Source organism: Mycetocola zhadangensis, from assembly GCF_003668565.1.
Lineage (GTDB): Bacteria > Actinomycetota > Actinomycetes > Actinomycetales > Microbacteriaceae > Mycetocola_A > Mycetocola_A zhadangensis.
On record NZ_RCWJ01000001.1, the window covers coordinates 958,052 to 982,706 of the forward strand.

24 protein-coding genes are annotated in these 24,655 nt (G+C 64.3%); all 24 read left to right on the plus strand.

The window, feature by feature from the left end; translation table 11 throughout:
- The 24 genes from D9V28_RS04625 to lgt all read left to right on the plus strand — a co-directional run bounded on the left by D9V28_RS04625 (position 1) and on the right by lgt (position 24,623).
- Positions 1-1,347 (plus strand): dihydroorotase, encoded by a 1,347-nt coding sequence (locus D9V28_RS04625; RefSeq protein WP_121658481.1) that lies wholly within the window; start codon positions 1-3, stop codon positions 1,345-1,347.
- Entirely contained in the window at positions 1,340-1,885 is a 546-nt protein-coding gene (locus tag D9V28_RS04630) for a PH-like domain-containing protein (RefSeq protein ID WP_121658482.1), read from the plus strand. Before D9V28_RS04625 ends, D9V28_RS04630 begins: the two co-directional genes overlap by 8 nt.
- On the plus strand, positions 1,882-3,045 hold the full coding sequence (gene carA, locus D9V28_RS04635; protein ID WP_121658483.1) for a glutamine-hydrolyzing carbamoyl-phosphate synthase small subunit: 1,164 nt from the start codon (positions 1,882-1,884) through the stop codon (positions 3,043-3,045). The genes D9V28_RS04630 and carA overlap by 4 nt, the downstream gene beginning before the upstream one ends.
- On the plus strand, positions 3,045-6,338 hold the full coding sequence (gene carB, locus D9V28_RS04640) for a carbamoyl-phosphate synthase large subunit (protein WP_121658484.1): 3,294 nt from the start codon (positions 3,045-3,047) through the stop codon (positions 6,336-6,338). The genes carA and carB overlap by 1 nt, the downstream gene beginning before the upstream one ends.
- Positions 6,335-7,177 (plus strand): orotidine-5'-phosphate decarboxylase, encoded by an 843-nt coding sequence (pyrF, locus tag D9V28_RS04645; protein WP_121658485.1) that lies wholly within the window; start codon positions 6,335-6,337, stop codon positions 7,175-7,177. Before carB ends, pyrF begins: the two co-directional genes overlap by 4 nt.
- Positions 7,170-8,099 (plus strand): guanylate kinase, encoded by a 930-nt coding sequence (gene gmk, locus D9V28_RS04650; protein ID WP_121658486.1) that lies wholly within the window; start codon positions 7,170-7,172, stop codon positions 8,097-8,099. The genes pyrF and gmk overlap by 8 nt, the downstream gene beginning before the upstream one ends.
- Before the next feature lie 122 nt (positions 8,100-8,221).
- On the plus strand, positions 8,222-8,479 hold the full coding sequence (gene rpoZ / locus D9V28_RS04655) for a DNA-directed RNA polymerase subunit omega (protein ID WP_121658487.1): 258 nt from the start codon (positions 8,222-8,224) through the stop codon (positions 8,477-8,479).
- 15 nt (positions 8,480-8,494) lie between these two features.
- Positions 8,495-9,694: a bifunctional phosphopantothenoylcysteine decarboxylase/phosphopantothenate--cysteine ligase CoaBC gene (gene coaBC, locus D9V28_RS04660; RefSeq protein ID WP_183086420.1), complete on the plus strand. Its 1,200-nt coding sequence runs from the start codon at positions 8,495-8,497 to the stop codon at positions 9,692-9,694.
- A gap of 33 nt (positions 9,695-9,727) precedes the next feature.
- Positions 9,728-10,921, plus strand: a complete 1,194-nt coding sequence (gene metK, locus D9V28_RS04665) for a methionine adenosyltransferase (RefSeq protein ID WP_121658488.1) — start codon at positions 9,728-9,730, stop codon at positions 10,919-10,921.
- 2 nt (positions 10,922-10,923) lie between these two features.
- Positions 10,924-12,972 carry a primosomal protein N' family DNA-binding protein gene (locus D9V28_RS04670; protein ID WP_121658489.1) on the plus strand — a complete coding sequence of 683 codons (2,049 nt, stop codon included), beginning with the start codon at positions 10,924-10,926 and terminating at the stop codon, positions 12,970-12,972.
- A gap of 28 nt (positions 12,973-13,000) precedes the next feature.
- Complete coding sequence (gene fmt / locus D9V28_RS04675; RefSeq protein WP_121658490.1) at positions 13,001-13,918, plus strand: methionyl-tRNA formyltransferase; 918 nt, start codon at positions 13,001-13,003, stop codon at positions 13,916-13,918.
- Positions 13,919-13,927: 9 nt separating this feature from the next.
- Positions 13,928-15,325, plus strand: a complete 1,398-nt coding sequence (locus D9V28_RS04680) for an RsmB/NOP family class I SAM-dependent RNA methyltransferase (RefSeq protein WP_121658491.1) — start codon at positions 13,928-13,930, stop codon at positions 15,323-15,325.
- A 28-nt stretch (positions 15,326-15,353) separates the two neighbouring features.
- Positions 15,354-16,034 (plus strand): ribulose-phosphate 3-epimerase, encoded by a 681-nt coding sequence (gene rpe, locus D9V28_RS04685; RefSeq protein WP_121658492.1) that lies wholly within the window; start codon positions 15,354-15,356, stop codon positions 16,032-16,034.
- A 13-nt stretch (positions 16,035-16,047) separates the two neighbouring features.
- Entirely contained in the window at positions 16,048-16,311 is a 264-nt protein-coding gene (locus D9V28_RS04690; RefSeq protein WP_121658493.1) for a phosphoribosyl-ATP diphosphatase, read from the plus strand.
- 61 nt (positions 16,312-16,372) lie between these two features.
- Positions 16,373-17,212 carry an ATP phosphoribosyltransferase gene (gene hisG, locus D9V28_RS04695; protein ID WP_121658494.1) on the plus strand — a complete coding sequence of 280 codons (840 nt, stop codon included), beginning with the start codon at positions 16,373-16,375 and terminating at the stop codon, positions 17,210-17,212.
- A 12-nt stretch (positions 17,213-17,224) separates the two neighbouring features.
- Positions 17,225-17,989: an imidazole glycerol phosphate synthase subunit HisF gene (gene hisF, locus D9V28_RS04700; RefSeq protein ID WP_121658495.1), complete on the plus strand. Its 765-nt coding sequence runs from the start codon at positions 17,225-17,227 to the stop codon at positions 17,987-17,989.
- Positions 17,986-18,381, plus strand: a complete 396-nt coding sequence (gene hisI / locus D9V28_RS04705) for a phosphoribosyl-AMP cyclohydrolase (RefSeq protein WP_121658496.1) — start codon at positions 17,986-17,988, stop codon at positions 18,379-18,381. Before hisF ends, hisI begins: the two co-directional genes overlap by 4 nt.
- Positions 18,374-19,918, plus strand: a complete 1,545-nt coding sequence (locus tag D9V28_RS04710; RefSeq protein WP_121658497.1) for an anthranilate synthase component I — start codon at positions 18,374-18,376, stop codon at positions 19,916-19,918. The genes hisI and D9V28_RS04710 overlap by 8 nt, the downstream gene beginning before the upstream one ends.
- Complete coding sequence (locus tag D9V28_RS04715; RefSeq protein WP_229727721.1) at positions 19,915-20,529, plus strand: Trp biosynthesis-associated membrane protein; 615 nt, start codon at positions 19,915-19,917, stop codon at positions 20,527-20,529. Before D9V28_RS04710 ends, D9V28_RS04715 begins: the two co-directional genes overlap by 4 nt.
- Before the next feature lie 67 nt (positions 20,530-20,596).
- A complete protein-coding gene (locus tag D9V28_RS04720) occupies positions 20,597-20,827 on the plus strand; it encodes a DUF6704 family protein (protein WP_121658498.1) in 231 nt (76 codons plus the stop codon).
- Between the two features lie 4 nt (positions 20,828-20,831).
- Positions 20,832-21,602 (plus strand): indole-3-glycerol phosphate synthase TrpC, encoded by a 771-nt coding sequence (gene trpC, locus D9V28_RS04725; RefSeq protein ID WP_121658499.1) that lies wholly within the window; start codon positions 20,832-20,834, stop codon positions 21,600-21,602.
- Between the two features lie 2 nt (positions 21,603-21,604).
- A complete protein-coding gene (trpB, locus tag D9V28_RS04730; RefSeq protein ID WP_121658500.1) occupies positions 21,605-22,816 on the plus strand; it encodes a tryptophan synthase subunit beta in 1,212 nt (403 codons plus the stop codon).
- A complete protein-coding gene (trpA, locus tag D9V28_RS04735; RefSeq protein WP_121658501.1) occupies positions 22,810-23,601 on the plus strand; it encodes a tryptophan synthase subunit alpha in 792 nt (263 codons plus the stop codon). The genes trpB and trpA overlap by 7 nt, the downstream gene beginning before the upstream one ends.
- Positions 23,602-23,651: 50 nt before the next feature.
- On the plus strand, positions 23,652-24,623 hold the full coding sequence (lgt, locus tag D9V28_RS04740) for a prolipoprotein diacylglyceryl transferase (RefSeq protein ID WP_229727722.1): 972 nt from the start codon (positions 23,652-23,654) through the stop codon (positions 24,621-24,623).
- Positions 24,624-24,655 lie beyond the last annotated feature (32 nt).

A 24,655-nucleotide genomic window follows, 5' to 3' on the forward strand; every position in this document is an offset into this window, starting at 1 on the left:
ATGACGACACACACCTATGTCCTTCGCCGGGCGACCCTCGCAGACGGCAGCACCGCCGACATCCGTATTGCCAACGGAATCATCGCTGAACTCGGCGGCTCGCTCTCTGCAAACGGCGCGTCGGTCATCGACGCAGACGGGTTGCTCGCGCTTCCCGGCCTCGTCGACCTGCACACGCACCTCCGTGAACCGGGCTACGAGCAAAGCGAGACCGTGCTCACCGGCACCCAGGCCGCAGCGGCCGGCGGATTCTCCGCCGTGTTCGCCATGGCGAACACCTCACCTGTCGCAGACACCGCTGGTGTCGTCGAACAGGAACTCGCACTCGGCCAGGAAGCCGGGTACGCCACCGTGCAGCCCATCGGTGCCGTCACCGTCGGTCTCGCTGGCGAACAACTCGCCGAACTCGGCGCAATGGCGACATCGCGGGCACGGGTGCGTGTGTTTTCCGATGACGGCTCCTGCGTTTCAGACCCGCTGCTCATGCGTCGCGCCCTCGAATACGTCAAGTCGTTCGACGGTGTCATCGCGCAGCACGCCCAGGACCCCCGACTCACGGTCGGCGCCCAAATGAACGAGGGCGCTGTGTCGAGTGAGCTCGGCCTGCAGGGCTGGCCGGCCGTCGCTGAAGAGTCGATCATCGCTCGCGATGTGCTGCTCGCCGAACACGTCGGTTCACGGCTGCATGTGTGCCACGTTTCGACGGCGGGAAGTGTGGACGTGATCCGCTGGGCCAAGGCTCGCGGCATCGCTGTCACGGCCGAGGTCACGCCGCACCACCTGATGCTCACCGAAGAACTGGTTCGCAGTTACGACGCGAGGTACAAGGTGAACCCGCCGCTTCGGCGACAGGAAGACGTGCTCGCGCTCCGCGAAGCGCTCGCTGACGGAACCATCGACATTGTCGCCACCGACCACGCACCGCATCCCACCGAACACAAGGACTGCGAGTGGGACGCGGCGGCCAACGGGATGGTCGGCCTTGAGTCGGCTCTCAGCGTTGTGCAGGCATCAGTGATCGACAACGGCCTGTTGACCTGGACGGACCTCGCTCGCGTGTTTTCGGCGACTCCGGCTCGAATCGGCCGCCTCTCGGGCCACGGGCAAGGCATCGTGCAGGGCGCTCCGGCACAGGTGCTGCTCTACGACCCATCCGCCGCACGAGTCTTCGGCACCGAGCAGCTCGCGGGCAAGGGGATGAATTCGCCATATCTCGACCTCACGCTGCCCGGCCGGGTAGTTGCCACCTTCCACGACGGCTATGCCACCGTGCTCGACGGTACGTTGCGCCCGGCAGACGAAGTTGCGCAGGCCGCGCTCAGCAGAAGGGCAGGCTCGCATGTCTGATCGCCTGATTCCCGCCATTCTCGTTCTAGGGTTGCTCGCGCTTCTCCTGACCGGTATGTGGCTCGCCTGGCGCGCACGGGTGAAGCGAGACAGCGGAGTGTCGGCGGGGGAGCCGCTTCCAGACAGCGGCATCCACCCCGTGGTGACCACCGACGTCCTCTATGTAGCGACAACTCACGCCGGCCAGCCCCTCGAACGCCTCGCGATCCGTGGGCTCGCGTTCCGCGCCCGTGCCGAACTCATCGTCGCGACGGAGGGTGTAGTGCTCTCCGTTCCCGGACAGGAGCCGATCTTTCTGCCGGCCGCCAGCATCCGCTCGTCTCGTCCTGCAACGTGGACCATCGATCGCGTTGTCGAATCGGATGGCCTGATTGCGATCACCTGGCGAAGCGGTGAGACGGATGCCGACAGTTACGTTCGCGTGATCGATCCGGCTCAACACACTTCAGTTCTCGACGCTCTCGCGTCACTTTCGTCGACCGGCCCGGATTCGTCCCCGCCGGCACCCACCACTTCCACCGAGAGGAAGAAATCATGAGCACATTCGGCTCAGCAGAACCCGCGGTCCTCGTTCTGGAAGACGGCACCCGCTATGTCGGACGCGCATACGGCGCAACCGGCAAGACACTCGGTGAGGTCGTCTTCTCGACCGGAATGACCGGATACCAGGAGACGCTAACCGACCCGTCGTACGCGGGGCAGATCGTTCTCATGACGGCGCCCCACATCGGAAACACAGGAATGAACGCCGAAGACATGGAGTCGTCGCGCGTCTGGGTTGCCGGATACGTCGTGCGCGACCCCTCCCGCATGGTGTCGAATTTCCGCTCGGAGAACAGCCTCGACAGTGAGTTGACCCGCGACGGCATCGTCGGCATCAGCGGCATCGACACCCGCGCCGTCACTCGGCGGATTCGCTCGGGCGGTGCCATGCGAGCGGGCATCTTCTCCGGCGAGGACTTCCGCCTCTCGGAGGGTGACCAGCTTGACCAGGTTCGCCAGGGACCTGAGATGACGGGCCGCAACCTCTCCGGTGAAGTTTCAACCATCGACCCGTACGAGGTGCCTGCTCAGGGTGAGCGCATCGGCCGTGTCGCCGTGCTCGACCTCGGCATCAAGAAGTCGACGGTCACCTACCTCTCGGAACGCGGCTTCGACGTGCTCGTTCTGCCGCAGAATGTGACGGCTGACCACGTGTTGAGCCTCAAGCCGGATGCTCTCTTTTTCTCCAACGGCCCCGGTGACCCCGCAGCATCTGACGCGCACGTCACACTGCTGCGCGAGGTACTGCGCGAGAACGTGCCGTACTTTGGAATCTGCTTCGGCAACCAGCTGCTTGGCCGCGCGCTCGGGTTCGGTACATACAAGCTGCCGTTCGGCCACCGTGGCATCAACCAGCCCGTGCTCGACAAGACGACAGGCCGGGTCGAGATCACCTCGCAGAACCACGGCTTCGCTGTTGACCTGCCGATCGAGGGCGACCACCAGTCTCCCGAGGGCTTCGGTCGTGTCACCGTCAGCCACTACAGCCTCAACGACCAGGTCGTCGAGGGCCTGTCCTGCCTCGACATCCCGGCGTTCAGCGTTCAGTACCACCCGGAATCCGCTGCTGGTCCGCACGACGCCAACCACCTCTTCGATCGCTTCCGTGACCTCGTGATCGCGAACAACCAGACTTCAGCAGGAGACGCAAACTAATGCCAAAACGCGACGACATTTCCAGCGTCCTCGTCATCGGCTCGGGCCCGATCGTCATCGGGCAGGCCGTTGAATTCGACTACTCGGGAACCCAGGCATGCCGGGTGCTCCGCGAGGAAGGCGTTCGCGTCATCCTCGTGAACTCCAACCCGGCCACCATCATGACCGACCCTGACTTCGCCGATGCAACGTACATCGAACCGATCACATGGGAAGTCATCGAGACGATCATTGCGAAGGAAAAGCCCGACGCGATCCTGCCGACGCTCGGCGGCCAGACGGCTCTTAACGCGGCCATCCAGCTGCACGAGCACGGCATCCTCGAGAAGTACAACGTCGAACTCATCGGCGCGAACTTCGAGGCCATCAACAAGGGCGAAGACCGTCAGATCTTCAAGCAGCTCGTCCTCGACGCCGGAGCCGACGTCGCCCGTTCGCACATCGCCCACACGGTCGAAGAGGCCGTCGGTTTCGCTGAGGACCTCGGCTACCCGCTCGTCGTCCGCCCCTCGTTCACCATGGGTGGCCTTGGCTCCGGCTTCGCCTACAACGAGGTAGAACTGCGCCGCATCGTCGGCGACGGCCTGCACCAGAGCCCAACCACCGAGGTGCTCCTTGAGGAGTCCATCCTCGGTTGGAAGGAATACGAACTCGAGCTGATGCGAGACACAGCCGACAACACGGTTGTCGTCTGTTCGATCGAGAACGTCGACCCGGTTGGCGTTCACACGGGTGACTCGATCACCGTCGCTCCGGCCCTCACCCTGACCGACCGCGAGTATCAGAAGCTCCGCGACATCGGAATCGACATCATCCGCGCCGTTGGCGTCGACACCGGCGGTTGCAACATTCAGTTCGCCATCGACCCGGCCGACGGACGCATCATCGTCATCGAAATGAACCCGCGTGTGTCGCGGTCGAGCGCGCTCGCTTCCAAGGCCACGGGCTTCCCGATTGCGAAGATCGCCGCCAAGCTCGCAATCGGATACCGCCTCGACGAAATCCCGAACGACATCACCAAGGTCACTCCGGCCAGCTTCGAACCGACTCTCGATTACGTCGTCGTCAAGGTTCCGCGGTTCGCGTTTGAGAAGTTCCCGGCAGCGGATGCCACGTTGACAACGACGATGAAATCCGTCGGTGAGGCGATGGCCATCGGCCGCAACTTCTCCTCAGCGCTGCAGAAGGCACTCCGGTCACTCGAGAAGCGCGGATCCAGCTTTTCCTGGGGCGACGAGTCCCGTTCGGTTGAGGAGCTGCTCGAAATCGCGAAGGTGCCGACCGACGGTCGAATCGTCGTTGTCCAGCAGGCACTTCGACTCGGTGCGACTCCGGAGCAGGTCTTCGAAGCTACCAAAATTGATCCGTGGTTCCTCGACCAGATCGTGCTCATCAACGAGGTCGCCGACTACATCCGTAACGCAGCGGTCCTCGACACCGAGGTACTCGTCACCGCCAAGAACCATGGCTTCTCTGACGTGCAGATCGGTCAGCTGCGCGGGTTCGGTGAGGCGCAGGTCCGCGAGGTCCGTCACATCCTCGACGTCCGTCCAGTGTTCAAGACTGTGGACACCTGCGCGGGGGAGTTCCCAGCGCTGACGCCGTACCACTACTCGAGCTACGACGCCGAAACCGAGGTTGCACCGTCTGACCGCCGCAAGGTCGTCATCCTGGGGTCAGGCCCGAACCGCATCGGCCAGGGAGTCGAATTCGACTACTCCTGCGTCCACGCCTCGTTCGCGCTGAGCGACGCCGGTTTCGAAACAATCATGATCAACTGCAACCCCGAGACCGTGTCGACGGACTATGACACGAGCGACAGGCTGTACTTCGAACCGTTGACACTCGAAGACGTGCTCGAGGTCATCCACGCGGAGAGCCAGTCGGGTGAACTCGTCGGTGTCGTCGTTCAGCTCGGTGGGCAGACAGCGCTCGGCCTCGCAACCGGGCTCAAAGCCGCTGGCGTTCCCATCCTCGGAACAACCCCCGAGGCGATCGACCTGGCCGAAGAGCGCGGCGCTTTCTCACGCATTCTGACCGAAGCCGGGCTGCTCGCTCCGAAGAACGGCACAGCGACCGAGATCACCGGTGCCATCACCATCGCCGAAGACATCGGCTACCCCGTGCTCGTCCGCCCGAGCTTCGTGCTCGGCGGCCGTGGAATGGAAATCGTCTACGACACAGCTTCACTCGAGGACTATTTCGTCCGGATGGCCGGTCAGGGCATCATCGACGCGCAGCACCCGCTGCTCGTCGACCGGTTCCTTGACGACGCCATCGAGATCGATGTCGACGCTCTCTACGACGGAACCGAGTTGTACATCGGCGGCGTCATGGAGCACATTGAGGAGGCCGGGATCCACTCCGGCGACTCGAGCTGCACGCTCCCACCGATCTCCCTCGGGCGTGCCCAGATCGACCGTGTCCGCGAAGCCACCCTCGCCATCGCGCAGGGAATCGGCGTTCAGGGCCTGATCAACGTTCAGTTCGCCATCGGTGCCGGCATTCTCTACGTCCTCGAGGCGAACCCACGCGCGTCCCGCACGGTTCCGTTCGTATCGAAGGCGCTCGGCATCCCGCTCGCCAAGGCAGCGTCGCTCGTGATGACAGGCACTACTATCGCCGAGCTGAAGGAATCCGGGCTCCTCCCACCCGTCGATGGCTCGCGGATCCCCATCGACTCGCCCGTCTCGGTGAAGGAAGCCGTTCTGCCGTTCAAGCGGTTCCGCACAGCAGACGGTCGCATCGTCGACTCCATCCTCGGACCAGAGATGCGCTCAACCGGTGAGGTGATGGGAATCGACAAAGACTTCCCGCGCGCCTTTGCCAAGAGCCAGACCGCCGCATACGGGGGAATGCCACTCTCCGGAACCGTATTCGTCTCGGTTTCCGACCGCGACAAGCGCTCGATCGTGCTTCCGATCCTCCGGTTCCAGGAACTCGGCTACGACATTCTGGCCACGGAGGGCACCGCCGAGATCCTCAACCGCAACGGCATCTCGGCACGCACTGTCCGGAAATACAGCGAGGGCGACGAGTCCACGCTCGGCGAACCGTCGATCGTTGAGCTCATCAACCGTCACGAAGTCGACATCGTCATCAACACGCCGTCGGGTCGGAGTGGCCGAGCCGACGGTTACGAGATCCGTGCTGCAGCGGTTGCTGAAGACAAGCCGCTCTTCACAACCATCGCCGAGCTGACCGCCGCTGTGGCATCGATCGAGGCGGTTCGCAACGGGTTCGACGTTCGCTCGCTGCAGGAATACGCCAAGGACAGGGCGTTGCGGGCATGACAGCGACGTTCGGGGAGCGACTCGAGCGAGTTTTTTCGGACTACGGGCGCCTGTGTGTGGGAATCGACCCCCACGCCTGGCTCCTGTCTGAGTGGGGCCTTCCCGACACCGCAGCCGGCACTCGCGAGTTCGGTCTCCGTGTGCTCGATGCCGTCGAAGGCAACGCCGGCATCGTGAAACCCCAGGTGGCGTTCTTCGAACGGTTCGGATCCGCCGGTTTTGCTGCGCTCGAGGATATCCTCGCCTCCGCACGATCCCGAGGCGTTTTTGTGATCGCCGACGGCAAGCGAGGCGACCTCGGAACGAGTGTCGAGGCATACGGGCAGGCCTGGCTCACACCGGGATCTCCGCTCGAGGCGGACGCTCTCACCGTGAGCGCATACCAGGGCGTCGGCTCCCTTGCCGCGCCAAGTGCACTGGCCGAGTCCACCGGCAAGGGACTTTTCGTCCTTGCGGCGACATCGAACCCTGAAGGATCCGAACTTCAACAGGCACGGATGCTGTCGGGCACGACGGTTGCGCGAGCGATCGTCGACGAGGTCAACACCTGGAACGCCGCGCACAGCACAACGGGCCTCGGCTCGATCGGTGTCGTCATCGGCGCAACGTTGAACCTCGCCGATTTCGATCTCGACGTCGCTCCAACTCCAGCGCCTCCGGTACTCGCACCAGGCTTTGGCCACCAGGGAGCCTCTGTGCCGGCGATGCGTTCCATTTACGGTGCACTGACCAGCGGTGTCATCGTTTCCGAATCACGAAGCGTGCTCGGCGCTGGCCCGAACGGGATCCACGCCGCAGTACGCACTCGAGCAGAAGATGTGAGGCAGGCCAGTGCCTGAGCAAACAGTCCGCACCCCACCAGAAGTCGATCGGGTTGCGGCATCCCGCGCCGCTGTCGAGGCCAGGCGCAAGCGCGCAGAGGTGAAGAACAACATCGCAACTGGGACCGTTTCTGCCCTCACGGTGCTCGACGACGCCTTCGCGGACCCTGAGGGTGTCGCTGGACGAATGCGAGCCACAGATTTCCTGCTGAGCGTTCCCGCCATCGGGCGAACGAAGCTCACCCGAATTCTTGAGGACCTCAAAATCTCGCCATCCAAACGGCTCGGTGGGCTTGGACCCAACCAGCGCCTGCGCATCCGTGACTTCATCGCTGACCGCGAGTCGAAGAACCGCCAGCACAAGCGGTCACGGCTCATTGTTCTCGCCGGGCCGACCGCCGTCGGCAAGGGAACCGTTGCAACCCACATCCGGGAGAATTACCCCGACGTGCTGCTCTCAGTTTCCGCAACGACCCGCAGCCCGCGTCCTGGCGAAGTCGAAGGCATCAACTACTTCTTCGTCAACGACGAAGAGTTCGACAGGCTCATCGAAAACGGCGAACTTCTCGAGCACGCGACGGTTCACAACGCCTCTCGCTACGGAACACCACGCGGCCCCATCGACGAAGCGTTGAACAGGGGAGACAGCGTCCTGCTCGAGATTGACATCCAGGGTGCGCGACAGGTTCGCGAGGCCATGCCGGAGGCTACCCTCGTCTTCCTCCTCCCGCCGAGCTGGGACGAACTCGTCCGACGCCTCGTCGGCCGGGGCACCGAAGGCGCTGAAGAACGGGAGCGGCGACTCGAGACCGCGCGGCACGAATTGGCTGCTCAGGACGAGTTTGACTACCGCGTCGTGAACGGCACAGTGGCTGATGCCGCCCAAGAGGTCGTAGACTTGATCCAGACTCGCGGCGCACGACCCCGGCGCACAGTGTAAAAACTGTGCTCAGACGGGCGGACAGGCAGGTACCGATACCTGCGTGTTCACGATTGTGATGCAGCCGCCGATAGGCCTTCTTTCCAGAAATCCGCGACGCACGAGGAGTGTGAACTTCAGTTATGGCTGAAAAACCCAAGGGAATCATTGACCCGCCCATCGACGACCTGCTCAGCAAGGTTGACTCGAAGTACGCTCTCGTGATCTTCGCGTCCAAGCGCGCACGCCAGATCAACGACTACTACGCTGACCTTCATGAAGGCAGCCTCTTTGACAACGTCGGACCGCTCGTCGACTCACAGGTCGAGGACAAGCCGCTTTCCGTTGCACTCCACGAGATCAACGAAAACAAGCTCGTTGTGCGTCCCATCGCCGACTAGTTTTTTCTTTTCCCGATGACAGACCCACTGAACGTCGTTGTCGGCATAACGGGTGGCATCGCCGCATACAAAGCGGTCGGTGTCATCCGTTTTTTCGTGAAACAAGGACATAACGTCCAGGTTGTCGCGACGGCCGGCGCGCTCAAATTTGTCGGCAGACCGACGCTTGAAGCAATCTCACGCAATCCGGTTCACACCGAGTTGTATGAAGGCGTCGCCGAAGTCCGCCACGTTGCCATCGGTCAGGCCGCGGATCTGATCGTGATCGCACCGGCGACCGCGAACACCATCGCCAAGCTCGCCGCAGGTCTCGCTGACGATTTGCTCGGCAACACGGTGCTCGCGAGCACCGCGCCCGTCGTGATCGCGCCGGCCATGCACACCGAAATGTGGCAGAACCCCGCGACGGTTGCGAACATCTCGACACTCCGCGCGCGCGGAGTGTCGATTGTCGGTCCAGCCACAGGGCAGCTCACTGGAGCCGATTCGGGTCCCGGGCGGATGGAAGAGCCGGAAGCCATCGTCGCCGCAGCGCTGGATCGAATTCGTCCAGCGCGCCGGGACCTGGTCGGCACGCGAATCGTCGTCACAGCGGGTGGCACCCGCGAGCCCCTCGACCCCGTACGATTCATCGGAAACCGGTCGAGCGGAAAACAGGGGGTTGCGCTGGCCGAGGCCGCGCGTTCCCGCGGCGCGACGGTCACCCTGATCGCGTCGCACCTCGACGTTCCCGTCCCGGACGGCATTGAGGTCATCTCGGCGGCAACGGCCGCCGATGTTCAGAAAGCAGTGACGGATGCGGCGGCGACAGCGGACATCACAATCATGGCCGCCGCCATCGCCGACTATCGGTCGGCCGAGGTGAGCGACAGCAAGATCAAGAAGGAAAAGACGGGCGATAAGCTAACGCTTTCGCTCGTCAAGAATCCAGACATCCTCGCTGGCCTCGCCGCGTCGAAACCGCGTGGACTTGTCGTGGGTTTCGCCGCAGAAACCGCCGAATCTGAGGAGGAACTCCTCTCTCTGGGCACCGCGAAGCTTGCCCGCAAGGGATGTGACTTCCTCGTCCTCAACCGGGTGAGCTGGTCGGAAGGTTTCTCCACCGACCGTAATAGTGTCGTGGTCCTGTCCCGGGGCGGAGATATAGTGATGAAGGCTTCGGGCGAGAAACTTGACGTTGCACACAGCATCCTCGACTCGCTCATTCCTCGTTAGCCCCACCCGTACCCCGTCCCACTTGGAGTTGGTATGACGCAACTGCGCCTGTTTACCTCGGAATCTGTCACCGAAGGGCATCCAGACAAAGTTTGCGACCAAATCTCCGACAGCATCCTCGACGCCATGCTCGAGCAGGATCCACACAGCCGTGTCGCCGTGGAAACCCTCGTCACCACCGGCCTCGTCCACGTCGCAGGTGAGGTGACAACCGAGGCGTACGTCGAGATCCCCACCCTGATCCGTGACCTCGTCACGTCGATCGGCTACGACCACTCCGACGTCGGTTTCGACGGGAAATCCTGCGGAGTGTCCGTGTCGATCGGTCAGCAGTCACCCGACATCGCACAGGGTGTCGACTCCGCATTCGAGGCACGTGAACAGTCCAGCTCCGACGCGCTTGACGCTCAGGGCGCAGGCGACCAGGGCATCATGTTCGGATACGCCACCACCGAGACACCGCAGCTGATGCCGGTGCCCGGATGGATCGCGCACCGGCTCGCGGAGCGGCTCGCCGAGGTTCGCAAGTCAGGCGAGCTCGACTACCTGCGCCCAGATGGCAAGACGCAGGCCACCATTGGCTACGACGGCATCACACCACGCACCGTTGAAACTATTGTTCTGTCAACGCAGCACCGCGACGGCATCGAGATCGAAACACTCCGCGCAGACGTGGAAGAACTCGTGATCAAGCCCGTTCTCGACTCAGTCGATCTCGACACCTCGAACGTGAATTTCCTGATCAATCCGACCGGACGGTTTGTCATCGGTGGCCCGCAGGGCGACGCTGGGCTCACCGGCCGCAAGATCATCATCGACACCTACGGAGGAGCCGCACGCCACGGCGGCGGCGCGTTCTCCGGAAAAGACCCGTCGAAGGTTGACCGCTCAGCTGCGTACGCGATGCGCTGGGTGGCAAAGAACGCTGTCGCCGCCGGCTTCGCTGACAAGCTCGAGGTGCAGGTTGCTTACGCCATCGGCAAGGCGGCTCCGGTTGGCCTCTACGTCGAAACCTTCGGCACAGCCAAGATCTCTGAAGACACCATAGTTGATGCGATTCGCGAGGTCTTCGACCTGCGGCCCGCCGCCATCGTTTCCTCCCTCGACCTGCTTCGGCCGATTTACGCTGCGACTGCGGCATACGGTCACTTCGGTCGTGAGCTTCCCGATTTCACCTGGGAGCGCCTCGACCGGGTCTCCGAGCTGCAGAGCGCGGCCGGGTTGTAACAATGACCACACCGGCTGAAAGCACGCCGGTGAAGGCCGCCCCGGGGTCCGTTGCTCGGGTCGCCATCGATTCGCCACTCCCGCAACTGGACCACCTTTTCGACTACAGCATCCCCCCGGAGCTTGCCGAAACCGCGGTGCCAGGCGTCCGGGTCATGGTGCCGTTCCGGTCGGCCGGCCGGCTGAACCGTGGCTACATTGTCGACGTTGCAGCGAAGGCTGAGGGATTCGATGGCACCCTGAGCGCGCTCGACTCGGTCGTGTCGCCCGTGCCCGTTCTCACCCAGGAGCTGTGGAGCCTGGCGCGCCGGCTCGCAGACAGGGCAGCCGGTTCGGCAACCGACATCCTCCGATTGGCGATCCCTCCGCGTCAGGTGCGGGTCGAGAAGGCGTGGCTGGCTGAGCAGGCGGCGACGACGCAGAACGGCGCTGAGTCCTCTTCGAAAACGGATGCCACTGACCTCACGTCCCAGCCGAATCCGACGCCGCTGCCCGGAATCACCGATTACCCCGAGTCGCTCGCGGAGGCGCTAGACGCCCGCGGCCGCGTCGCGCTTGCCGCGATTCCAACGGTGACCGACATTGGCGGCGCCTGGGTCGGCCGATGGGCTGTCACCGTCGCTGAACTCAGCGCCCGGGTTCTCGCTGGTGGGGCAAGCGTGATCGTCGCTCTCCCTGATTACCGCGACCAGGACCAGCTGTACGCCGCCCTGGAGCGCGTGATCCCGCCGGAACAGCTCACCCGGGTCGATGCGCGACAATCGAACGCCGAGCGATATCGATCCTTCCTCGACTGTCTGACGGCCGAGCCCCGTGTGATTGTCGGCAACCGGTCTGCCGTCTACGCGCCAGCGGCGAACCTCGGCCTCCTCGTCGTCTGGGACGACGGCGACCCGCTGCACTCCGAACCGTTGTCGCCGTACGTGCACGCCCGAGACGCGGCACTCGTCCGCCAGGAGGAGTCCGGCGCGGCACTGGTCTTTGCCGGCCACACTCGAAGCGCCGATGTGCAGCGCCTTGTCGAGATTGGCTGGGTCACCGCCGTTGCACCCACCCGGGTGTACACCCCTCGGGTAATGCTCACCGCAAATTCCGACACAACAGAGGCCGGGGCCGTCGCCGCGCGAATCCCATCGATGGCGTGGCGCCAGGCCAGAGAAGCCCTGGCCACCGGCCCGGTCCTGGTGCAGGTTTCCCGGCCCGGGTACGCGCCGGTGATCGCCTGCGCGCGTTGTTCCCAGGCCGCCCGGTGCACCGCGTGCTCCGGCCCGCTCGGCATTCCACGCGCCGGAGCGCTGCCGGCCTGCACACTCTGCGGGGCGATCGCGAGCAACTGGGCGTGCGATCACTGTGAGGCAACCAAACTCCGCCTCGTTACCCGAGGAACAGGCCGAACAGCTGAGGAGCTCGGTCGTGCATTTCCCGGCGTGCGGGTTGTGGTGTCCGACGGTGAACGCCAGGTCGTCGGAGTGTCAGGATCGCCGGCTCTCGTTGTAGCGACACGAGGCGCCGAGCCCGTCGCCGACGGTGGATATGCTGCCGTTCTGCTGCTCGATGGCGACCGGATGCTCGCCGCTGAATCGCTGCGCATCGCCGAAGACTGCCTCCGCTGGTGGTCCAATGCGGCCGCGCTCTCAGCCCCGGGTGCTCCCGTCGTTCTCACCGGTGTCTCCGGCACCCTCGCAACCGCCCTCGCCACCTGGAATCAACCGGCGTTTGCGTCAGCAGAACTCGCCGATCGACGCGTCCTGCGCTTCCCGCCCGCTGTGCGCGTGGCATCCGTCACCGGGGAAGACGCTGCGGTGCGCGACGCTGTTGAAGCGGTGACGGCCCTGGTTCCAGCGGATGTCCTGGGCCCTGTTCCAACGGAGGACGGTGTTCGGACGATTCTTCGACTCGATTTCGGCAAGGCACCGGCCGCCGCGCGCGAACTGCGGGCTGCGGTTGTGAAGAACGCGACAAAGCGGCGCAAACCACCGGCGGGCAAGGCGGTCTACCGGCAGGCTCCTACACTGAAAGTACGATTCGACGACCCGGAGATCCTGTCATGACCCCTCGCACCACCCACGCACCGTCCGCATGAGGCTCATCTTCGCAGGGACCCCGTCCGTCGCCGTGTCCAGCCTGCTCTCACTGATCGAGAGCGATCACGAAATCGTCGCTGTGATCTCACGGGAGGACGCGCCACTGGGGCGCAAGCGAGTTCTCACACCGTCGCCGGTCGCCCACGCAGCCGAGGAACGCGGTATTCCCGTGCTCAAGGCCAACCGTCTCACCGCAGAGATGGCCGAGACCGTTCGCGCACTGAACGCCGACCTCGGCGTGATCGTCGCGTACGGCGGTCTCGTGCGCGAACCGCTGCTGTCCACACCGCGGCTGGGCTGGATCAACCTTCACTTCTCACTTCTGCCAGCGTGGCGGGGTGCCGCGCCCGTACAGCGGTCGCTGATCGCTGGCGACACAGTGACGGGCGCGAGCGTTTTCCAACTGGTTCCCGCGCTCGACGCCGGCGATGTCTTCGGCACTGTCGAGCACCAGGTGTCGCCTGACGTCACCGCCGGAGCCCTGCTCGACGAGCTTGCCGCCGTCGGAAGTGATCTCCTGGTCTCTGTCGTCGACGACATTGCCACGGGAACCGCCGTGGCCTTACCCCAGTCAGGTGAGGTCACGCTCGCGCCGAAACTCACTCTCGACGACGGCCGACTCGACTGGTCAGAGGATGCTGGCGCGCTCTATTCCCGGATCCGTGGCGTGACTCCTGAGCCGGGTGCACACACCACCATCGGTGGAGCCCGATTCAAAATTCTCGAAGCCAATCCACGGCCAGAGCTAACGCTCCAGCCTGGAGAGCTTGCCCTGCACGACAAGGTCGTGCTCATCGGAACCGGCTCAACGGCGCTCGAGCTGGTGTCTGTGCAGCCAGCGGGGAAGTCCGCGATGCGCGCAGCCGACTGGTGGAGAGGCCTCGGCCCCGATCCGCGAATCGTGGCAGAGTAGAGCCACACAATGAATTCAGCACCTCCTTCCTCAGCTCAGGTCCAGCCAGCCCGCCGCGTTGCGTTCGACGTCATCTCCGCGGTAAGCAGGGACGACGCATACGCGAACCTTCTGCTTCCGACGTTAATCTCCCGTCAGGCGCTGAACACCGCAGACGCCGGTTTGGCCACAGAACTCACCTACGGGACGCTTCGGATGCGCGGCTACTATGACCGCGTGATCGCGATGGCCGCCAACCGCCCGGTCACCGACATTGATCCGGACATTCTCGATGTGCTTCGGCTCGGAGCGCACCAGTTGCTCGCCACCCGGGTGGCACCACACGCCGCAGTCAACGAGTCGGTTGCCCTGGCCCGAAGCGTCGGGTCCCGCTCCGCCGTCGGGTTCACCAACGGGGTACTGCGCACTCTGTCGCGCTCGACGCCAGAAGAGTGGAAAGAGCGGGTGCTCGCGACAACCAAGACCGCTGACGATCGCCTCGCGACCGAGCATGCCCACCCGGCATGGATCGTCCGCGCGTTCCGCCAGGCCCTCGCCGCCGAGGGCCGGCCGGACGAACTGGAAGCGCTCCTGGCCGCAGACAACATCGCTCCACGCGTCAACCTGATCGCGCTGCCGGGACTCGCGACACCGCCGAACGACGCCGAACTGAACTCGCACTCGCCGTTCGGTTTCGTACTCGCAAGCGGCGACCCTGATGCGGCCATCCGCCACGAGTCGGGACGCCTGCGCGTACAGGACGAAGGCTCCCAGATCGCCGCACTCGCTCTCAGCAGGGCCAAACCCATCGCCGACCGGGAGCGCTGGCTCGACCTGTGTGCCGGGCCAGGTGGGAAGACCGCGCTCCTCGGTGCCGAAGCCGCACTTTCCGGCGCCGTTGTGACAGCCAACGAAGTGGTTCCGGCCCGAGCCGAACTCGTTCGACGTGCGGTCGCTCCCGTTCCAGGGGACATACAGGTCACCGAACTTGACGGCACCCTGGTCGGCGAGCTGCACCCGGAAAGTTTCGACAGGATTCTCGTCGACGCGCCATGCACTGGGCTCGGTGCCCTGCGCCGTCGCCCCGAAGCCCGCTGGCGCAAGACCGCCAAGGATGTCGGTGACCTGACCAAACTGCAGCAGTCGCTTCTGCTGTCAGCGTTCGCCGCGCTCAAGCCAGGGGGAGTGCTCGCGTATGTCACCTGTTCGCCGCACCTGGCTGAGTCGCGCGGCGTTGTGCTCGACTCGCTCCGCCGTCTCGGTGACGCCGCCGAGCTCCTCGACACGGCCGCCGTCGTGCAAAACGTCGTGCGCGAACCGGTCGACCTCGGCGAGCAGCAGACGGAACGAGCCGGAACAACCGTTCAGTTGTGGCCCCACCGCCACGGAACTGATGCCATGTTCATCGCCCTTCTCACCAAGGTCTGAGCGCGCCGGACTTCGATAGGCTCGATCCATGTCGATCCGGATCAACCCGAGCATTCTGGCCGCTGACTTCGTGAACATGGAGAGCGCCCTGCACTCGATCAGTTCCGCTGACCTTGTGCACGTGGACGTGATGGACAACCACTTCGTTCCGAACCTCACCTTCGGACCGGGGATGGTCGGCCGAATTCAGGACGTGTCACCGATTCCGCTCGACGTGCACCTGATGATCGAGAATCCAGAACGGTGGGCTCCGGGCTATGCCGAGCTCGGTGCGTTCTCAGTGACCTTCCATGCTGAATCGACGAGCGACCCGGTCGCCGTTGCACGGCGCCTGCGCGAAATCGGATCTCGAGCCGGACTCGCGCTCAAACCCGGCACCGACGTCGAGCCGTATCTCGAGCTCCTCGACGAGTTCGACCAGATCCTCGTGATGACAGTCGAGCCCGGGTTCGGTGGTCAAAAGTTCATGCACGAGACCATGCCTAAGCTGCGTCTGCTCGCCGAGACGGCGACGCGAACCGGCTCGGAGCTGTGGCTTCAGGTCGACGGCGGCATCACTGAAGACACCATCGCTGTCGCGGCGGAAGCCGGAGCGAACACCTTCGTCGCCGGTTCAAGTGTGTTCGCCTCGGATAACCCCGCGTTGCAGATCGACACTCTGCGCCAAACGGCCTCTCGTCACGCGCACGACCACCGGGCGAATCGCTAGTACCCTGATACCTGTGAAAACATTCGACGATCTGTTCGCGGAGCTCTCTGTCAAGGCCGAAACCCGGCCGGAAGGCAGCGGCACCGTCCGCGAACTCGATGCTGGCGTCCACGCCATCGGCAAGAAGATCGTCGAGGAGGCTGCCGAAGTCTGGATGGCCGCCGAATACCAGAGCGACACCGAGACCGCCGAAGAGATCTCCCAGTTGATCTATCACCTGCAGGTCCTCATGATCGCCAAGGGACTCTCGCCTGAGGACGTCTATCGACATCTGTGACGCCAGGGAGGCAACTCCCGACGCCATGTCGATCAGACCACCACAAACGAGAGAATTTCCCATGCTGAGAATCGCAGTGCCCAACAAAGGCTCACTCGCAGACACCGCCGCACAGATGCTGTCTGAGGCAGGCTACGCCGGTCGCCGAGACCCCAAAGAGCTTCACCTGATCGACGCCCGCAACGACGTCGAGTTCTTCTTCCTCCGCCCCCGAGACATCGCGACCTACGTTGGCTCAGGCGCGCTGGACGTTGGAATCACCGGGCGCGACCTGCTGCTCGATTCCGGCTCGAAAGCCGTCGAGATCGAAAGCCTCGGCTTCGGAGACTCCACATTCCGGTTCGCCGGGCCAATCGGCAAGTTCTCCACCCTCGAAGACCTCGCCGGGCTTCGCGTGGCCACCAGCTACCCTGGCCTCGTTGGATCCTTCCTGGCCGATCACAACGTCTCGGTAGACCTCGTTCCCCTCGATGGTGCCGTCGAATCCGCTGTCCGACTCGGGGTAGCGGATGCTGTCGCTGACGTGGTCTCGACAGGTACCACCCTGCGCAAAGCGGAATTGGACATCTTCGGGCCGGTGATTCTCGAATCAACGGCTGTGCTCATCGGTGCTCCGGAGGAAAAGGCCGGACTGGCCACGCTGCGTCGTCGACTCCAGGGCGTGCTCGTTGCCCGCCAGTTCGTGATCATGGACTACGACCTTCCGGAACGCCTGCTCGATCAGGCAACGGCCATCGCGGGCGGCATTGAGTCTCCGACCGTCTCACCGCTCCGTGACAAGGAATGGGTCGCCGTTCGGGTGATGGTTCCTCGCGAGCGAACCAATCAGATCATGGACGCACTCTACGAGATCGGCGCACGCGCCATCCTGGTGAGCGCGATCCACGCGGCGAGGCTTTAGGCGGAGCGGACGATGACCGTAGCCTGCCGCGTCATACCGTGCCTCGACGTCGCCGACGGGCGCGTGGTCAAAGGGGTCAACTTCCAGAACCTCCGCGACGCGGGAGACCCCGTTGAACTGGCCCGTCGGTACTACGAGCAGGGCGCAGACGAACTCACCTTCCTGGACGTCACAGCGACCGTCGATAACAGGGCAACGACCTATGACGTTGTGACGAGGACCGCTGAACAGGTGTTCATTCCTCTCACCGTTGGCGGTGGCATCCGCAGTACCGAAGATGTCGCTCGACTGCAGGGAAGCGGAGCAGACAAGGTCGGCGTGAACAGCGCCGCCATCGCTCGGCCTGCTTTGCTCGGCGAGATCGCGGACCGGTTCGGCGCTCAGGTGCTCGTGCTTTCGCTCGACGTCAAACGATCACAAACGACGGAGTCGGGCTTTGTGGTGACCACGCACGGTGGGCGCACCGAGACAACGCTGGATGCCGTGGCCTGGGCGCGCGAGGCGATCGAGCGAGGCGCAGGCGAACTTCTCGTCAACTCGATCGACGCTGACGGCACCAAGGAGGGTTTCGACCTCGAGTTGCTCGCACTGATGCGTGAGATCAGCACGGTCCCTGTGATCGCCTCTGGGGGAGCCGGGCGCGTCGAACACTTCCCGCCAGCCATCGCGGCCGGTGCGGACGCTGTGCTTGCCGCGAGCGTTTTCCACTCGGGCCAACTGACGATCGGCGACGTCAAACGTGAACTTGCACACGAAGGGATCCTGGTGCGCTCATGAGCGTCTCATCGACAATCGAGTCCATTTCGTTCAACGCGGACGGGCTCGTACCCGCGATCATCCAGCAGTGGGACACCGGTGAGGTGCTCATGCTCGGCTGGATGAACGATGAGGCCGTTCGCCGCACACTGACCGAGGGCAGGGTGACCTTCTGGTCGCGGTCACGTTCGGAGTACTGGCGCAAAGGCGACACCTCCGGCAACGCGCAGTACGTGCGTGGCGCTTCGCTCGACTGCGACAACGACACGCTGCTCGTCCAGGTGGAACAGGTCGGCGTTGCCTGCCACACCGGAACACGGACCTGCTTCGACTCCCGCGACCTGAGCCCGGTCATCGGGGACATTCCTGACGCCGACTCCAGCGACTCAACTCCCGAGGGCGACGATGTCTAAACACTCGGCTCCGACATCTGCCGGCACAACAACGCACGCCGCCTTCCGGGACCTCACCGAGGATCACCGGGTGATCCCGGTCATCCGTGAACTCTTCGCTGACGGCGAGACACCGGTCGGGATCTACCGAAAGCTCGCGATCCACCGGCCGGGCAGCTTCCTGCTCGAATCGGCGGAGCAGGGCGGCATCTGGTCGCGCTTCTCGTTCGTCGGAGTATCGAGCTTTGGAGTGCTCACCCAGACCGAGAACTCGGTCACCTGGCTCGACTACGGCATGAACGCCAAACGTGCCCTGGGAAACATCGACACGCTCTCGCCGCTCGAGGCGATTTCCGAACTGCACAGGCGCTGGGAGACCGCGCCGATCGCTGACCACCCTCCGCTCACAGGCGGACTCGTCGGATTCATCGGCTGGGAGGCGATCCGGCAGATTGAACGCCTGCCGAACCAGCCGGTCCGCGAGTTCGATGTCCCAGGTCAGGCGCTCTCGTTTGTCGCAGACCTCGTCGTCATCGACCACCGCACCGGCACGGTCCAGCTCATTGCCAACGTGCTCAACGACGGCCTCGACGACCGTGAAGCGCTGTGGGCAAACGCGCAGGACCGACTCGACGCGATGCAGACCCAGCTGGCGAAGCCGAGTGAAGCCTGGCTCGCCAACGTCGACCTCTCCACCCCACCATCGCCGACGCACCGCACCAGACGCGAGGATTTCCTCGACTCTGTGGTCACGGCGAAGGAGCACATCCGAAACGGCGACATCTTCCAGGTGGTCGTTTCCCAGCGCTTCGACCAGGAGTGCGTCGCAGACCCCATCGATGTGTACCGGATTCTGCGGAGCCTGAACCCGAGCCCGTACATGTACCTCATCAACCTGCACACGGTGGATGGAACACCGTACTCGATCGTCGGCTCGTCGCCCGAGGCACTTGTGAAAGTGCAGAAAGGCCGTGTCTTCACACACCCGATCGCCGGATCCAAGCCACGGGGCGAGACGCCGGAGCGCGATGTTGAGCTTGCGGCAGAGCTGGCCGCCGACGAGAAGGAACGCGCCGAGCACCTCATGCTGGTCGACCTGGCTCGAAACGACCTGCTCAAGGTGTGCACTGCCGGATCCGTCGAGGTCACCGAGTTCATGCGCATCGAGCGCTTCAGCCACATCATGCACCTGGTTTCAAGCGTGGAGGGAGACCTGCGGAAAGACGCATCCCCCATCGACGTGTTCACAGCGACATTCCCCGCAGGAACGCTGTCAGGCGCACCAAAACCGCGGGCGCTCGAAATTATCGACGAACTTGAACCCGCCCAGCGCGGCGTTTACGGGGGAGTGGTCGGCTACTTCGCCTTCTCCGGCGACACTGACCTGGCCATCGCTATCCGCACGGCCACCATCATGAACGGTGTCGCCCACGTCCAGGCGGGAGGCGGCCTCGTCGCCGATTCCGATCCGGACAGCGAATTCCTCGAGTCGCAGAACAAAGCAGCGGCCCCCCTCCGTGCCGTCGCTGTCGCCAACGCCATGACGAGGGTGAAGTGACCGAGGCAGCCTCGGTGCCGAAGGACAACGGCAAGCGCCTCAAGTACTCGCTCATGCTCGGCTCGCTCGTTCTGGCCGGGCTGACCCTGATCGCGTGGACGCAGCAGTGGCTGACCGTCACTCTCACCGAGCCCGGCGTAGAGCCGCTCCCAGTCGACGGCACAGTCGCGGCCCCCGCGCTGGCTGCACTGGCCCTCGCGGCACTCGCACTCGCCGCCGCCCTCGCGATCGCAGGCACAGCGTTCCGCTACATCCTCGGCGCCCTTCAGGTCCTGCTCGGCGGAAGCATCGTCCTCTCGGCGATCCTCGTTTTCACCGACCCGGTCGGCGCGGCAGAGCCGGCGGTGACGGATGCCACGGGCATCGCAGGTGCGGAATCCGTCGCTGCGATCGTGGAGACCGCCGTCCTCACGGCATGCCCGGTTCTCACCCTGGTCTTCGGAGTCCTGACCGCACTCGCCGGAGTGGGCATCGTCGCAACCGCCAGGCGCTGGCCGCGCTCGTCCAAGAAGTACTCCGCCGTTCGGGTTGAGCCGGTCGCGACCGCTGAAATGCCTGACGCCGTCGACAGCTGGGACGAACTGACTCGGGGCGACGACCCCACCAACTGACGGCGCACCGGGCCGCGACACCCACCCGATAGACTGAACCAGCACCAGATTTTTTTGAAGGAGACCCATGAGCGAAGAGTCGAACGATCTCGGACACGGCCACTCACCAGCGGCGTGGACCGCTGTAACCATCATGCTGATCGCCTTCGCGATCGGCACAGTGGCATTCTGGCTCGACATGCCCTGGCTCGTCTGGGCTTCAGCAGGCCTCCTCGTTGTCGGCGCGATCGTCGGCTGGATCATGTCGAAGATCGGCTACGGCGTCAACGGCTCAAAGTACATCGCGAAGGAGCACTAGGACTGTGCTGGCCGATCTCACGGCCGGCGCACTCTCCGACGCACGCGAGCGTGAACTCCAGCGCCCGCTTTCGCAGGTAGAGTCCGCCGCGCTTGCCGCGCCTCCCGCTCTCGACGCACTGTCAGCGCTCGCGCCTGCCGACCGCGTCAAGATCATCGCTGAGGTCAAGCGAGCGAGCCCATCGCGCGGACCGCTCGCTGATATCCCCGACCCCGCACAACTGGCTGTGTCGTACCAGACCGGGGGAGCAAGCGCCATCAGCGTGCTCACCGAGGGTCGCCGCTTTCAAGGGTCGCTCGCCGATCTGGAAAGCGTCCGCGATGCGGTTTCCATCCCCGTGTTGCGAAAAGACTTCATCTCGATCCCGTACCAGGTGTTCGAGGCTCGCGCCGCAGGAGCCGATCTTGCGCTCCTGATCGTTGCGGCGCTCGACACGAAGACGCTGACCGAGCTTTACGGGCTGATCCGGGAACTCGGCATGACGGCGCTCGTTGAGACGCACAGCGCGGACGAACTCGAGCGAGCACTCGACCTCGGCGCTGAACTGATCGGTGTGAACGCACGCAACCTCTCCACCTTCGAACTCGATCGCGACCTCTTCGGCACGCTCGCGCCGCAGATCCCCTCAGGGGTGATCCGGGTGGCTGAATCCGCGGTGCTGGCGCCCGCCGACGTGGCTCACTACCGCGAGGCCGGCGCTGACGTCGTCCTCATCGGCGAAGCGCTCGTGACGAATGACCCCATCCTCACCCTCGGCGAATTCCTGGCGGTATAAAAATGGCACTTCGGGACGAAACAGGCCCATACTTCGGCGAGTTCGGTGGGCGTTTCGTGCCCGAATCCCTCATCGCCGCCCTCGACGAACTCTCGGAGGCGTGGGAACTCGCCAAGCTCGACCCCGCGTTCTCGGCCGAGCTGACCGAACTGCACAAGACCTACACCGGGCGGCCGTCACTCATCACCGAGGTACCCCGTTTCGCTGCGCACGGCGGCGGAGCACGCATGATCCTCAAGCGTGAGGACCTCAACCACACGGGCTCGCACAAGATCAACAACGTGCTCGGCCAGGCACTGCTCACCAAGCGCATCGGCAAGACGCGCGTGATCGCTGAGACGGGAGCGGGCCAGCACGGTGTCGCCACCGCGACCGCCGCGGCCCTGTTCGGTCTCGACTGCGTCATCTACATGGGTGAGGTCGACACCGAACGCCAGGCTCTGAACGTCGCTCGCATGCGACTGCTCGGCGCCGAAGTAGTCGCTGTCAAGACCGGCTCACGCACACTCAAAGACGCCATCAACGACGCCATGCGCGACTGGGTGACCAACGTCGACTCGACGAACTACATCTTCGGAACCGTTGCAGGCCCGCACCCGTTCCCCGCGATGGTGCGCGACCTGCAGAAGATCATCGGCGAGGAAGCCCGCGAACAGGTCCTCGCCCTCACCGGCAAACTTCCGGACGCGGTCGCCGCCTGTGTCGGAGGTGGATCGAACGCCATCGGCATCTTCCACGCCTTCCTCGATGACGCCGACGTCGCCCTCTACGGCTTCGAGGCGGCAGGCGAGGGTGCCGAAACCCTCCGCCACGCCGCAACCATCACCAAGGGTCGCCCCGGCGTTCTGCACGGCGCACGCAGCTACCTGCTGCAGGACGAGGACGGCCAGACCATCGAGTCGCACTCGATCTCGGCTGGTCTCGACTACCCAGGTGTCGGTCCAGAGCACGCCTGGCTTGCCGATCTCGGGCGTGCAACCTACCGCCCGGTAACCGACGCTGCTGCGATGAGCGCACTTCGGCTGCTCAGCCGCACCGAGGGCATCATTCCGGCGATCGAGAGCGCACACGCTCTCGCCGGCGCCCTCGAGCTCGGCAAGGAGCTCGGCAAGGACGCCACGATCCTCATCAATCTCTCCGGCCGCGGCGACAAGGACATGGAGACAGCCGGTCGGTACTTCGACCTCATCGACTCGGGAGCAGAACAATCGTGACAAGCGTGGCATCCGCTCTTCAGCTCCGTCGCGATAACGGAACCGGTTCGCTGATCGGGTACCTGCCTGCCGGGTTCCCCACGCTTGATGAGAGCGTCGACGCGGCCGTCGCCATCGCGGAGAACGGCGTGAACGTCATCGAGCTCGGTTTGCCGTACTCGGACCCCGTCATGGATGGCCCTGTCATCCAGCAGGCGACACAGAAGGCCCTCGCGAACGGCTTCCGGCTCAAACACGGCTTCGACGCTGTGCGCGCCATCACCGCGCAGGTCGACGTTCCCGTGCTCCTGATGACCTACTGGAACCCCGTCGTGCAATACGGCGTCGATCGGTTCGCCGACGACCTCGCCGCTGCAGGGGGAGCAGGGCTCATCACACCCGACCTGATCCCTGACGAGGCAGAGCCGTGGCTGAATGCCTCTGAGCGCACCGGACTTGACCGGGTCTTCCTGGCAGCGCCGTCATCGACTCGAGCTCGCCTTCAGCAGGCCGTCGATTCGAGCCGCGGGTTCGTCTACGCCGTGTCGACGATGGGAATCACCGGCGCGCGCACAGACGTGGACTCAGCGGCGAAGTCGCTCGTGGCCCGGCTGCGCGAGGTCGGCGCCCAGAACGCCTGCGTCGGACTCGGAATTTCAACCGCAGACCAGGTCCGTGAGGTCCTCGAGTACGCGGACGGCGCGATCGTCGGATCCGCCCTCGTCAAGGCACTTGCCACCGGCGGAATCGACAGTGTCGCCTCCGTCGCCAGGGAGTTGTCCCGCGGCACCCGAGCCCCGAACTAAAGTTATACGCGCACGTCCGAAGCATTCCCCCGAGAAAGGCGTGGAGCTCAGTGTCCTTCCACCTCAGCATCCCCAGTCCAGACGTCAGCTCATTCCAGCTGGGCAACTTCACGATCCACTTTTATGCCCTCTGCATCCTTGCTGGCATCATCGCGGCCACCTTCCTCACCAACGCGCGCCTGAAGCGCCGTGGCGCAGAGCCCTGGATCGTCCTTGACATCATCCTCTGGGCTGTGCCGTTCGGCATCATCGGTGCCCGCGTTTTCCACGTGCTGACTCACCCGAACGACTACTTTTACGCCGGCGCTGATCTGCTCCGCACCCTCTACGTCTGGGAGGGCGGTATCGCCATCTTCGGCGCGATCCTCGGTGGCGCTGTCGGAGCGTGGCTCGGCTGCAGGATGACCGGTATCCGGTTCTGGACGTTTGCGGATGCCGTTGCTCCCGGATTGCTGCTGGCCCAGGCCCTCGGCCGTTTCGGCAACTACTTCAACCAGGAACTGTTCGGCACACCGACCACCCTGCCGTGGGGACTCGAGATCGACTCCTCGAACCCGGCGTGGCCACAGGGCCTGCCCGAAGGCACACTCTTCCACCCCACCTTCCTCTACGAAGCGATCTGGAACCTGATCGGCGTCGTCGTCCTGATCTTCCTCGAGCGCCGTTTCCGTCTGCAGTGGGGCAAAGTCCTCGGCCTCTACCTCATCTGGTACGGCCTCGGACGCACGGTCTGGGAGTCGATCCGCGTCGACCCGAGTGAGGTCATCCTCGGCCTGCGTGTGAACATCTGGGCTGCTCTGCTCGCCATCGTCGTCGGCCTGGTCATCGTGGTCGTTCAGTCGCGTCGCCACACCGGATTCGAGCCGAGCGCTTACGTTCCCGGCCGTGAGTGGGACGGCGGCGCGCCCGGTGTACAATCGACACACACGGATTCGGACTATGTGGATGTCAGCGAGCCTGACCACGCAGCTGTCGAATCGTCAGAGACCACCGCCACAAGCGAGATCGGCTCGAAATCCTAGGATTGCCATTACCGGGCGGCTTCTAAAAACCG

Excerpts from the sequence above, each read along its gene's own strand:
- trpB (WP_121658500.1), top strand. The coding sequence starts at position 21,605 with ATGGCACTTCGGGACGAAACAGGCCCATACTTCGGCGAGTTCGGTGGG.
- D9V28_RS04710 (WP_121658497.1), top strand. The coding sequence starts at position 18,374 with ATGTCTAAACACTCGGCTCCGACATCTGCCGGCACAACAACGCACGCC.
- metK (WP_121658488.1), top strand. The coding sequence starts at position 9,728 with ATGACGCAACTGCGCCTGTTTACCTCGGAATCTGTCACCGAAGGGCAT.
- rpoZ (WP_121658487.1), top strand. The coding sequence starts at position 8,222 with ATGGCTGAAAAACCCAAGGGAATCATTGACCCGCCCATCGACGACCTG.
- D9V28_RS04625 (WP_121658481.1), top strand. The coding sequence starts at position 1 with ATGACGACACACACCTATGTCCTTCGCCGGGCGACCCTCGCAGACGGC.
- D9V28_RS04630 (WP_121658482.1), top strand. The coding sequence starts at position 1,340 with ATGTCTGATCGCCTGATTCCCGCCATTCTCGTTCTAGGGTTGCTCGCG.
- fmt (WP_121658490.1), top strand. The coding sequence starts at position 13,001 with ATGAGGCTCATCTTCGCAGGGACCCCGTCCGTCGCCGTGTCCAGCCTG.
- carA (WP_121658483.1), top strand. The coding sequence starts at position 1,882 with ATGAGCACATTCGGCTCAGCAGAACCCGCGGTCCTCGTTCTGGAAGAC.
- hisG (WP_121658494.1), top strand. The coding sequence starts at position 16,373 with ATGCTGAGAATCGCAGTGCCCAACAAAGGCTCACTCGCAGACACCGCC.
- D9V28_RS04670 (WP_121658489.1), top strand. The coding sequence starts at position 10,924 with ATGACCACACCGGCTGAAAGCACGCCGGTGAAGGCCGCCCCGGGGTCC.
- hisF (WP_121658495.1), top strand. The coding sequence starts at position 17,225 with ATGACCGTAGCCTGCCGCGTCATACCGTGCCTCGACGTCGCCGACGGG.
- hisI (WP_121658496.1), top strand. The coding sequence starts at position 17,986 with ATGAGCGTCTCATCGACAATCGAGTCCATTTCGTTCAACGCGGACGGG.
- carB (WP_121658484.1), top strand. The coding sequence starts at position 3,045 with ATGCCAAAACGCGACGACATTTCCAGCGTCCTCGTCATCGGCTCGGGC.
- pyrF (WP_121658485.1), top strand. The coding sequence starts at position 6,335 with ATGACAGCGACGTTCGGGGAGCGACTCGAGCGAGTTTTTTCGGACTAC.
- D9V28_RS04720 (WP_121658498.1), top strand. The coding sequence starts at position 20,597 with ATGAGCGAAGAGTCGAACGATCTCGGACACGGCCACTCACCAGCGGCG.
- coaBC (WP_183086420.1), top strand. The coding sequence starts at position 8,495 with ATGACAGACCCACTGAACGTCGTTGTCGGCATAACGGGTGGCATCGCC.
- D9V28_RS04680 (WP_121658491.1), top strand. The coding sequence starts at position 13,928 with ATGAATTCAGCACCTCCTTCCTCAGCTCAGGTCCAGCCAGCCCGCCGC.
- rpe (WP_121658492.1), top strand. The coding sequence starts at position 15,354 with ATGTCGATCCGGATCAACCCGAGCATTCTGGCCGCTGACTTCGTGAAC.